The sequence below is a fragment of the Falsibacillus albus genome (assembly GCF_003668575.1).
In the GTDB taxonomy this organism is placed as follows: domain Bacteria; phylum Bacillota; class Bacilli; order Bacillales; family DSM-25281; genus Falsibacillus; species Falsibacillus albus.
The window spans coordinates 279,693-290,875 of record NZ_RCVZ01000004.1 but is presented as its reverse complement, the minus strand read 5'-3'; the positions used below and the strand labels follow the sequence as shown (position 1 = coordinate 290,875).

Here is an 11,183-nt window from a genome sequence, read left to right as displayed (position 1 = left end):
ACGAGAACCGTATGTACGGTGGTGTGAGAGGTCGGGAGTTAATCACTCCCTCCTACTCAATTGATCAGCTGGAAATAGGTTTATCGGAACATATGTTTGCATATAATGGTAATTAATCAAATGTTGGAGGGACATCATGGAGAAATTATTAATGTATGCTGCTATGTCAAAAGATCCTGTCATGTTGTTCTATATAGACAGATTTGGGAAAGTAACACAACGGATTATAAAGGTTGAATCCATTGATGAAAAATATATAAAGGCATATTGTTTTTTGCGCAAACAGCGTCGTACTTTCATCATTCAAAATATACTTGCCATAGAATTTATTAGAAAGCCTTTTTTTGTGAAATTTCCTGATGTTGAAAAGGATAAGTAGATTGGTTCGCACTGTAGGAGGTTCAGTGGGTGTGGCGCGGGTGACGGGCAGGTAAGCTGTTGGAGTTTGACCTTGTCCAGTTCTAGGGCATTGAAGCTCAAGGTTGTCATAATCGATTCTAGTTGATATGGAAAGAATCAGCATGGGGATCAGGTGCCCATTGTGAGCAAGAATCGAAATGAAGGGCACCAGAATGGGACTCTGAAGCCCGTCGGGAGTGAGAATCGAAATGAAGGGAACCAGAACGGGATTCTGATGCCCGTCGGAATTGAGAATCGAAATAAAGGGCACCAGAAAGCGGATAAGGTGCCCGTTATGAGCGAGAATCGATTTGAAGGGAATCAGAAAGGGACTATAATGGAAAAGAAATAGACAAGGGAACTTCAAAGACAGAAGTTCTCTTAATTTTGATAAAAAAAACACATAGTGTTTAACACGGCCAACTTTTTATATTGACATTCATGAGGTTGAGTGGAAAACTAAGATTATTCGCAACACGAAATATCAAAAGGAGATGCCAAGATGCTCATTTCTATAAATGCATTCCTTCAGAAAATCATGCCTTTTATCACTCCCCTTGGAGTCATAATGGGAATTGTATTCTCCAAGGATCTTTATACGTTTGTTTTTTGGGTACCTTGGATTTTTGCATTCATGACCTTGGCAGGAAGCTTGAACTCCAGCTTTCAGGATTTAAAGAGAGTTTTCTTCCATCCCTTGCCCATGTTTGTTTGCCTTGGCATTCTACATATCGTCATGCCATTATTAGCTTTTGCTGCCGGTGAGATATTTTTTCATCATGATCTTTATACGAGGATCGGTCTCATTCTTTCTTTTTTAATTCCAACAGGGATAACGAGCTTGGTCTGGGTATTCATCTATTCTGGAAATTCCATTTTGACATTATCCATAATTCTGCTTGATACATTATTATCGCCATTTATGGTTCCATTGGTTTTATTTTTATTTGTCGGTACAGCGGTGGAAATGAATTCAGCGGATATCATGAAAGGATTATTTTTTCTGATAGTCATTCCTTCCGTCTTTGGGATGCTGATCAATCAGTTTTCGAAAGGGAAGATTCCTGAAAAGGTTAGTCCATTCTTTTCCCCATTTTCAAAGATTGCCATTGGGGTAGTAGTGGCCATCAATAGCTCTGCGATTGCCCCATACTTAAAAAGCTTAAGCGCGAGCTTGTTGTCGATTGGGATCGTTGTATTTATTCTTGCCATGTCATCCTATTTCATAGGCTTCTTGGCAGCAAAGATTTTGAAGGCAGATGCCCCATCTTCAGTCTCATTGACATACAACAGTGGAATGAGAAACATAAGTGCAGGAGCTGTCCTTGCCATTACTTACTTTCCTATCCAAGTATCGGTTCCTGTCGTGGCCGGCATGCTCTTTCAACAAATATTGGCGGCATTTACAGGGGGGATGCTTCACAAGTTTTATTTGTCTTCCAATAATCAAGATAAGGAGAATTTGAGCTATGAAAAAACATTGACTAAATAAAAGGGAATCCCTGATATTTTGGCGAAAATATAGGGTATATGTCCTATTATTTAGGATCAGGAGATGTGAAGAATGCTGGATGAAATCCAACATATCGTTTATCAGGTATTGATTGTCATTTTCCCGATGTTGATTTATCATTTGTTTTTTCATGAAAAAGCAATTCAAAGGCGCAAAGCGAGCTCAAAGCTGACCATTATTTTAGCCATCATGCTGGTTATGACGATGACGTTTCCAGTGGAATTTTCAAAAGGGTATTATTATGATTTTCGAATGATCCCATTTTTGATTGCATTCTTTTATGGTGGTGTCACGCCTGGTATTATGATTTCCGCAATTCTTATTGCATATCGGTATTTCCTTGGCGGAGATGGATTTTATGTGATTTTGTTGAATTATTCACTGGCTTCTGTGTTGATGTCATTTGTTTCATCAAAATATAAATTGATGAGAATGAAAATGAAATTGCTAGTGGTGAGCGGAGTTTTTTGGCTGATTACCTTCATGGTTGCAGGCACACTCATTCTTATGGAAAGATTTGAACAAATACATTTTATGTTTATCTTTTATGGTTGTTCCTGGGTTAGCTTGATTTTGGTTGTCTTTGTCATTGAAAACGTCAATCAGCAAATATCGATCAGAGAAGAGCTTCAGCGTGCAGAAAAGCTGAATGTCATCAGCCAATTGGCAGCATCCGTCGCGCATGAGGTGAGGAATCCGATGACATCCGTGAATGGTTTTTTACAATTAATGAGAGATGATCATAACCTTCTGAACTCTCAGAAAAACTATATCAATATCGCCTTGAATGAGCTTTCTCACGCCCAATCCATCATCAACGACTATTTGGCATTGGCCAAACCGCATACCGAAGAGTTGACGGACGTCAATATTTCAAAAGAGGTCAATAAAACGATCGAATTGATGACCTCCTATTCAAATATTCAAAACATCATCATTAAATCAGATATTCAAGAGGAACTATACATAAAAGGGAATAAAGATGAAATTAAACAAGTGCTGGTCAATATTATTAAAAATGGAATCGAAGCAATGGAGTCATATGGGATTCTTACCGTGAAAACGTTCGCGCATGATTTCCGGATCTATATCGAAATAACTGATACAGGAAAAGGGATGTCAAAAGCACAATTAAAGAATATTGGGCGCCCTTTTTATACGACGAAGGAGAAGGGCACTGGCGTCGGGATGACCATCTCCTTTCAGCTTATCCATGCGATGAAAGGCAAGGTTGCGATCAGCAGTGAGGTCAACAAGGGGACAAAAGTGACCATTAGTTTTCCACAAATATTTATTGAGGATTTGTCATAAAATGCAAAAAAAATTTATTTGATATTTATCGGAATGTGGAGTATTATACTTATTACTAGCTGCGTTGTTCGTAACGATAATAAAGTTTTAACCTTTAAGCTGTAATAGGGAGTTTTAATTGAAGCAGGAATGACAAGCCTCTGTCTATACGACAAGGAGGACATGCAGGAGAGCTTCTGCGAACACCCACTTTGAGGAGTGGTGGTTTAAAACTTTCTTATATTAATTACGGCAAAAGCGGCTACCTTAAATTATTTGCTGAAAACCAGTTCCATGCGGAGCTGGTTTTTTAGTTGTTTAAATTAATGGTGCCTGTCACTAAAGTGCAGGGCTGGATGTGATTTGGGTCATATCTAGTTTGAGCATATTTTTAGTAATTTACTTACGAAACGTATTAGAATGAATAAATAGTAAGTTGAAATAATAATAAATGTTTAATTTAAGGTGTTTTTCTAAAGGTTTATTCTTTTTATTATTTTTCGAAAGAAAAGAATGAATTCTGGAGTTGCGCGAGCCTCCGCAGGGCTGACCGCACGACACTTGGAACGCGGGCATCCTATTCGAGGATATCAACCTTGCACAACTATTGATAAGTAAAAACAAACTTTCCGGATAGAGCCAATTTAAAAAGCGATGATTCGCTTAGAAGGGAGTAAGAAATGAATTCAATTTACAAGCCATTATTTGAAGACTTTCAATTTCAGCCATCCGGTATAAATCAAAAGAATCGCATTGTCATGGCGCCGATGACAAACTTTTTATCCAATTCTGATGGGACAGTATCTGATGCTGAATTAAGGTACTATGCACGCAGATCAAACGGCCCAGGTATGGTTATTACTGCATGTGCCTATGTAAGCCGGAGTGGAAAAGGATTTCCCGGCGAATTCGGTGCGGACAGTGATGAAATGGTTCCAAGTTTAAAGCGGCTTGCTGAAACAATAAAAGGGAAAGGTGCAAAAGCAGTCTTGCAAATCTTCCATGGGGGCCGTGAATGCCCACCAGACTTAGTGCCGGATGGGGATGTTGTCAGCGCCGGGACTATAAAATCCACTCAGAATGGCAGTCGCAAAGAACCTAGGGCATTGACGACGGAAGAGACAGAAAAAATCGTTCATGATTTTGCGGAAGCGACAAGAAGAGCCATCGAAGCTGGCTTTGACGGAGTGGAAATCCACGGTGCCAACGGCTACCTCATTCAGCAGTTCTACTCGCCGAATACGAACCAACGTGATGATAAATGGGGAGGAAGCCTTCAAAAAAGAATGGCATTTCCATTAGCGATCGTCGACGCGATTAAAAAAACAGTCGTCGATCATGCGAAAGGATCATTTTTGGTCGGATATCGCTTTTCGCCGGAAGAACCCGAGACATCCGGCATCACGATGACAGAAACATTTGCTCTCATTGATGAACTGGCAAAGAAAAATTTAGATTATCTTCATGTCTCTGTCATGAATTTCTGGTCCAAAGCCAGAAGAGGGGCGAATGGGGACAAAGCTAGGGTTGAATTGATTCAGGAACGCGTGGGGGCAAATGTTCCTGTCATTGGTGTCGGCTCGATTTATTCTGCAAACGATGCGATGACGGCAATTGAAAGCGGCGTTCCTTTAATTGCGCTTGGCCGTGAATTGATCATCGATCCCGATTGGGTAGAAAAAGTGGAACAGGGCCGTGAAGATGAAATTGAAACAAAGCTTGACCTGAACGCTCAAGAACGTTTGGTCGTTCCCGATCCTCTTTGGAAGGCAATTATCAACACTCCTGGCTGGTTTCCAGGGGTGGAATAAAACATTCAAAAGCTGCCGGTTCGTCCCGGCAGCTTTTTGATTTGGCGATTATACATCACTTGGGATACTGGCTTCTTTTTCAATTTCAACCTTCCAAGTAACAATGGTCGTACTGTCCCGCACACCCATATCTTGAAGGTTCGAAAAAATAGATGATAATGCCTTTTCGATGGATTCCCCATTAAATTCTCTGAAGATGAGGGAAGGATGGGAATATGGATCACGGGGACATTCGATCAATCCATCCGTCGTCATAAAAATATGATTGCTGCCCTTTCGCAATTCTTTTGTACCGCAGCTGTAGCATGGTACATCCAGTTCAAACGTATTGACCTGTCCAACCCATTCAAAGAACTGGCGCTGGTTCACCTGATACTGCCCAAGTACAGTCAGATCGGGATGATGCATATAGAGAACACAGTCTCCAATAGAGAACCACCATAAATATTTATCTTTTCTCACAACAATTAAACATGCCGTTTCCCCTTGGACAGATCTGCATTTTGAAAGGAATTCTTGATCTTGAAACATATTCAGCACGCTTACTTCCAAGTATTTGAATAAGGTATGGGAAGGAGAAGAAGTCAGGATGTGCTGAAATTTCGGCTCCCACTTTTTAATTTGCTCAATCACAATTTCAGCGCTTTCTGCTGTCATATGTGCATCAAGAATGACAGCGAGCTCCCAGTCATGGTTGCCATCCTGCCATACGAGGCAGCCGTCCTCATTTTTATATTGTCCTGAGGAAGAGTTTCCTCCATAACGCCCCACCGCAATTTGATCAAGGACTTGTATATCCGGTTGATCAACAAAGGGTTCCCGGCTTCCCACCCAATCCAGCTCTTTATGGATTCTATTCATGGCCATCTTCATTTAAATACGATTTAATCCGATTACATAACGCTGTGATTTCAAGGTTGTCTACCATGGGTGCACCCTCCCATTCGTAAACGTCCATTGGCCCCCAGTACTTTTCAGGTGTTCCAGGGTACCTTGCGACGATGTGCATGTGCAAGTGAGGAACAGAATTGCCTGATACGAGTGAATATATATGCTCTGCCTTTTCGGATTCCATCAAGGCTTTACTCACTCGCGACATCATTACACCAAATGCTTTGGCTTCTTCTACATTCATATCCCCCAACGTGGGGACATGCCTCTTCAGATCGATCATGATATGTCCCTGGTAGTTCGGTTTGCCGCTGCGATCGATGTGTCCTACATATACATACTCATCTTCATAAATCTTGACGCCTGAAGTTTCAATTTTCCCGCCGTGCTTATCACAAATAAAACAATTTACCAAATGTCATTCCCCCTTAAGATGCTATTGTTCTGATTATCCTATAAAATGAGGGGGATTGGAAGAATATTCTAATGTTGAAATATATTTTGAATCAACCAAGTACATCCTGATAAAATTAACGATTAGGCAATCAAATGGGTAAAAGGAGAAGAAGACATTGAAAATCAAGTTTGGAATAGCAGTTTTGGTTGGTTCATGTTCATACGGGATATTGTCCACCATTGTAAAAATATCTTATAAAGAAGGAATACCTCCTGAAATTGTAACGATTGGCCAATTTTTTTCAGGATGGCTAATACTTCAATTTTTAATGATTATGAATAGAGATTTAGAAAAATTAAAATGGAAAGAAAGGCTGCAATTAATGCTTGCAGGTGTTCCAACAGGATTGGTTGGTATTTTTTATTACCTTTCACTGCAAACGGTGAGTGCCTCACTAGGAATAATTTTGCTTTTCCAGTTTACATGGATGGGAATATTGTTAAATAGTCTTTTACAAAAGAGGCTGCCAAATTTGAAGACCATTTTTACTCTTGCAATGTTATTGATAGGCACCTTTCTTGCCAGTGGCACAACTGGCAATAGTCTTGAAGGTGGAATCATTGATGGTGCAGGACTGATGCTTGGTTTGGCTGCTGCGATTTCGTTTACCCTATTTATACATACAAATGCGCACATCTTTTCATATTTGCCATCAATTCAGAGAAGTTACCATATGGTAACGGGTAGTTTCCTGATTGTCATCATCATTTTCAGCCCAAGTCTTATGCATCCTAATACTGCACAATTTATCAACCTTGGAACAAAAGGGGTTCTACTGGGGATCTTCGGTGTCGTTATACCACCGGTTTTATTTGCATATGGAATGCCCAGGATTGGTTCAGTCCTAGGCAGTATATTAGGCGCAGCAGAATTGCCTGTAGCAGTCTTGCTTTCTATGGTAGTCCTCCATGAAAAGGTTTCTTTTTTTCAATGGATAGGCGTTTTCATCATACTATTTTCCATTGCTTCTCCCTATCTGAAATTAGAAACATTAAAGGTAAAAAATCTAAAATAAAAACCATGAATATCCAATTTATTAAAAATATGTTAATAATGTTTTTCTATTATGGTAGTCTATTATTAAATCCCATAATAGAATAGAGGTTTTCATGATGAAATGGATTTTCAGGTCTATCTGGATTGTGCCAGCGTTAGGTTGGACAGGCTGCCTTTTATTTGGTGGATGGTGGGGGTGGTATGCGATTGCAAGCATTGCCTTTCTTATTTTATATGGAATCGGAATCTTATGGTTATATGATTATACAATGCAAGGCGTGATTAATTCGGAAATGGCCTCTGCAGAGAGTGATCCATTGACTGAAGCGGGATTGGACTATGAAAATATTATCATTAAAAGTTCAAATGGAAGTCCTATTTCTGGATGGTATCTTCAGTCAGATGTTTCGGTGGAAGGAAATCCGATCATCATCTATTCCCATGGTTTTTCTTTGTCGAAGGAGCAGTTGGGTGCTCCAAGCTATAAACAATTCGGATATTTCCTCCAAAAAGGGTACTCAATCTTGACCTTTGAATATCCCCTTGGCAGTCGGGACCGTTCACATATCGCATCGTGCGGGATCATGGAGCGGGATGATTTAACATCTGTTGTCCGCTTTGCACGTGAAAAGGATCATCAATTCATCAGTGTCATGGGCTATTCCTATGGGGGTGGTACGGCATTATTTACATGTGTCGATGCTGAACACCAAGAAATCGACGCCCTTGTCCTTGATTCTTCCTTTATACCCGTAATGAATGTCTTTATTGACAAATTCCATCATTGGATGGGGTATCCACGTATCCTTTCCAGAGTCCTCCTGCCTGTTATGTGGAAACGACACTTAAGCATATCTTGGCAAGAGCATCCAATGGAAACTGTCTTTACTAAATCATGTGAGACACCCATCCTATTCTGGCATGGCACAGAGGATGCAGATGCTTCTTATCAACTCATTTCTCAAATCCATGCCAAGCAAAGACATCCATTCACAAAGCTCCGGACTGTCGAAAAAGGGGAGCACGTTGCTTTGCATGAAGTTGTCGGGGAGGATGAATATAATGATGATACTTTTGCTTGGTTGGAGAAAGTCCGTCGGGCCTCAAGGGACCAAAATACTTTTGATACGCAAATTATGTAGGTTTTGCAGGAAAATGAAACTTTATGTCTAATCTTTTTAGGAAGAAGAGATTGAGGATGAGGTGTGGGGGAGTTTGAAAATTGATCATTTAGTCGTGAATGTGGACAAACCAATCCAAGAAGATGAAGGATTCATCAAAAAGATTCATTCTCTCGGACTCCCATATGTCCCGAAGTGGGGGAAAGGGACAAAAGGGTTTAAGGTATCGAATATTTGGGTGGGAAATGAATATTTGGAGCTTGTCAGATTGAAAACGAAGGACGGCGGAGGATGGATAGATGATTGGACTGAACAATATAATAACGGGCATCGTGGTCTGATCGGATTTGCCCTTGAAGTTGATGATATCGAAGAGACCTATGAGCGCTTGAAAAACGAGGGGCTTCTCATAACGAAGCCTGAAACGCTGGAATATAAATGGTTCTTCAAGCAGTTAACCAAGAGGATGCCATGGAAAAATGCTTATCTCCAAAAACTCGAGGGTATGCCATTTCAATTTTTCCTGCAGCAGTTAGATGATGAACAAAGTAAACAGGACATACAGGAATTTATGTATCCCAACAGTCGTGACAACCAGATTCAAGGAGTTAAAGAAATCAAGATTTATGGGAAATTGACGTCAAATGATAAAGAAATGTTAAAAATTCTTTTTGATACATACCAGGATAAAGAGAAGATGTTTTCGATTTGGCTTGATCATCAGGCCATTCATTTCATCGACGCAGAGGCATTTACAGTTGAAGTGATTTTGGATTGTGAAAATGCTGACTTTGAAGGGAAGCAAATGATGATTGAAAATATCGTCCTGAAAAATGGATAACGAAAAAACAATGGCAAGACCCTTTTTGGAAGGGGTCTTGCCATTGTTTTTCACCCATTTTTTGAAATTTCCATTCCTGCCTAACTCATTGTCCTAATTGAATACATTTAATAATTATAAGTAAGGATCATCATTTTAAGTATTAGAAAGGACTGTTCTGGTTATGCCGGATGAAATAGAAAAAGAATCAATGGGTATGGAACTTGTCGATGAGGATAGCAGAAAAACAACGAAATGTTTCTCTGTAGTCCATCAAAATGTTTGTGTGGAAGCAATAGTAACGATCAAGCCTCATGTAAGACTCGGGGACGAACCAAAGGTCATTTGTGGAAAGACGGAAGTGTGTCCTCATAAAGGACTCGATCACCCGGATGGACGTTACGATCCAATGTATCGGAAAAAGGTTAAAATTCAGCCAGATTGTTTCCCGAAGCACCACCATGATGATGAGTCATGCAGTTTCATGGTCAGTCAAAAGCTGTGCATCGAGATCCCATTGGAATTCGCTGCCGAAGCCATTGTCAAACCAAAAAAAGTGGCTTGCAAGGATGGAGATACCGGACCTTGCCCGAGGCACCCGGATGATCATGACTGTGGTTGCGGCCATTAGTCGAGTGGAAAAACAGACGGCAGTAGTGCTGTCTGTTTTTTTGAGGTTATTAATTGCAATTACAGCCAGGTTCCTGAGAAAGGCATTGGGCCGGACATCCCGCAGCTGACCCTTCATTGAATGCCGTGAGTGCCACTGTAAGATCTGGTGCTCCCGCCATGCCTGCTGGTGGTGAGTTCGCCAGAAAGGTATTTGCTTCCGAAATGGTCTCAGTGGCAAATGAACATGTCGCTCCTCTTAAAATATTCAGGTTTGCTGCCAGCAGTTGTGCATATAAGGCACGATATTGTCCTCTGAACGGTGGATTTGCAGGTGTAGGCGGTATAGGGGCCATGACCGACAAAATGGCTTCTGCATTGAGAGTGGTAGCAGTCAAGCTTAATCCCATACTGTCAATGCCGAGGATAATCGAGCCGCCTGCAGCAGTTATCAGTGCATTTACAACCTCTGGATGGGTTTGATAAAACCCGATTGTGTGCGTGCAGGCAGATGGACAATTCGGCGCATTGAATGCCGGACCGCAGCCGACCTGGCCAGCAGTTGCTTGTACATCCGCATTGAAGGTAAGTGGTACATTCACACAAAGCACTTGCGCGAATGTCGTCGTACATGAAGGTGGTATGGTGGTGCTAGGTGTAAAACCTTGATCCGCGCAAGATGATCCAACGATTGGAAGACCGACACAGCTGACAGTTGGGAGTCCAGGTGTCACTGAAGGAGTGATGGTGACCACTGCTTCCACACACACCTGTTGGCTGACTGTATTTGTACATCCTTGGTCCTGCTGCAAGGCAGTGTCATTTTCACTAGGGGCCATGTAATCAACTCCTTTCTTAAAGAAATACATTAGGTTAAGGTTGAAATATCGATTTTAATTAGACTGGACAGTTCGGTGTATTGAAAGCCGGACCACAGCCAACCTGACCTGGAGTAGCTTGTACATCAGCATTAAAGGTAAGCGGCATATTCACGCAAAGAACTTGGGCGAAAGTGGTTGTACAAGAACCAGGAATCGTTGTACTTGGTGTGAATCCAAGGTCGGCACAAGTAGTCCCTACAGTTGGTAACCCTACACACGCAACCATCGGGTCACCTGGAGTGACATTCGGTGTTATCGTAACAACTGCCTCTACGCAAACTTGTTGGCTGACGATGTTTGTGCACCCTTGTTCTTGAGCTACACCTGCTTGGTCACCCACTCCGCAGCCGCAGTCTTGTTCTTGAGAAATATTTTTTTCTTCTTCCATTATTAAA

Annotated in this window: 13 protein-coding genes and 1 other RNA gene; 10 read left to right on the top strand and 4 right to left on the bottom strand. The window is 41.2% G+C overall.

Annotated features, from left to right (window positions below):
• The first annotated feature begins 136 nt into the window (after nt 1–136).
• The 6 genes from D9X91_RS08605 to D9X91_RS08580 all read left to right on the top strand — a co-directional run bounded on the left by D9X91_RS08605 (nt 137) and on the right by D9X91_RS08580 (nt 5,013).
• A complete protein-coding gene (locus D9X91_RS08605; RefSeq protein WP_121680185.1) occupies nt 137–379 on the top strand; it encodes a hypothetical protein in 243 nt (80 codons plus the stop codon).
• A 162-nt stretch (nt 380–541) separates the two neighbouring features.
• Nucleotides 542–751, top strand: coding sequence for a hypothetical protein (locus D9X91_RS08600; RefSeq protein ID WP_148709059.1), 210 nt, complete (start codon nt 542–544; stop codon nt 749–751).
• A gap of 150 nt (nt 752–901) precedes the next feature.
• Nucleotides 902–1,891, top strand: coding sequence for a bile acid:sodium symporter family protein (locus D9X91_RS08595; RefSeq protein ID WP_121680183.1), 990 nt, complete (start codon nt 902–904; stop codon nt 1,889–1,891).
• Nucleotides 1,892–1,963: 72 nt separating this feature from the next.
• On the top strand, nt 1,964–3,223 hold the full coding sequence (locus tag D9X91_RS08590) for an ATP-binding protein (RefSeq protein ID WP_121680182.1): 1,260 nt from the start codon (nt 1,964–1,966) through the stop codon (nt 3,221–3,223).
• 53 nt (nt 3,224–3,276) lie between these two features.
• Nucleotides 3,277–3,471: non-coding RNA, 6S RNA (gene ssrS, locus D9X91_RS08585), on the top strand.
• Nucleotides 3,472–3,882: 411 nt separating this feature from the next.
• A complete protein-coding gene (locus D9X91_RS08580) occupies nt 3,883–5,013 on the top strand; it encodes an NADH-dependent flavin oxidoreductase (RefSeq protein WP_121680181.1) in 1,131 nt (376 codons plus the stop codon).
• Between the two features lie 48 nt (nt 5,014–5,061).
• Here the strand turns inward: D9X91_RS08580 and D9X91_RS08575 are convergent, their stop codons facing one another.
• Nucleotides 5,062–5,874 (bottom strand): protein phosphatase 2C domain-containing protein, encoded by an 813-nt coding sequence (locus D9X91_RS08575; protein ID WP_121680180.1) that lies wholly within the window; start codon nt 5,872–5,874, stop codon nt 5,062–5,064.
• On the bottom strand, nt 5,867–6,319 hold the full coding sequence (locus tag D9X91_RS08570; protein WP_121680179.1) for an HIT family protein: 453 nt from the start codon (nt 6,317–6,319) through the stop codon (nt 5,867–5,869). Before D9X91_RS08570 ends, D9X91_RS08575 begins: the two co-directional genes overlap by 8 nt.
• 157 nt (nt 6,320–6,476) lie before the next feature.
• Between D9X91_RS08570 and D9X91_RS08565 the strand changes: the two genes are divergently transcribed.
• From D9X91_RS08565 to D9X91_RS08550, 4 genes are all read left to right on the top strand, one after another.
• Nucleotides 6,477–7,376: an EamA family transporter gene (locus tag D9X91_RS08565; RefSeq protein WP_121680178.1), complete on the top strand. Its 900-nt coding sequence runs from the start codon at nt 6,477–6,479 to the stop codon at nt 7,374–7,376.
• Between the two features lie 94 nt (nt 7,377–7,470).
• The gene (locus tag D9X91_RS08560; RefSeq protein WP_148709058.1) at nt 7,471–8,499 is read left to right on the top strand and encodes an alpha/beta hydrolase; all 1,029 of its coding nucleotides are present in this window, start codon (nt 7,471–7,473) and stop codon (nt 8,497–8,499) included.
• 73 nt (nt 8,500–8,572) lie between these two features.
• Nucleotides 8,573–9,319, top strand: a complete 747-nt coding sequence (locus tag D9X91_RS08555) for a VOC family protein (protein ID WP_121680176.1) — start codon at nt 8,573–8,575, stop codon at nt 9,317–9,319.
• 163 nt (nt 9,320–9,482) lie between these two features.
• Nucleotides 9,483–9,929, top strand: a complete 447-nt coding sequence (locus tag D9X91_RS08550) for a hypothetical protein (protein WP_121680175.1) — start codon at nt 9,483–9,485, stop codon at nt 9,927–9,929.
• A 49-nt stretch (nt 9,930–9,978) separates the two neighbouring features.
• Here the strand turns inward: D9X91_RS08550 and D9X91_RS08545 are convergent, their stop codons facing one another.
• Together D9X91_RS08545 and D9X91_RS08540 are read right to left on the bottom strand one after the other, a co-directional pair.
• Nucleotides 9,979–10,746 (bottom strand): hypothetical protein, encoded by a 768-nt coding sequence (locus D9X91_RS08545; RefSeq protein WP_121680174.1) that lies wholly within the window; start codon nt 10,744–10,746, stop codon nt 9,979–9,981.
• 58 nt (nt 10,747–10,804) lie between these two features.
• The gene (locus tag D9X91_RS08540; protein ID WP_121680202.1) at nt 10,805–11,128 is read right to left on the bottom strand and encodes a hypothetical protein; all 324 of its coding nucleotides are present in this window, start codon (nt 11,126–11,128) and stop codon (nt 10,805–10,807) included.
• Between the last annotated feature and the right edge of the window lie 55 nt (nt 11,129–11,183).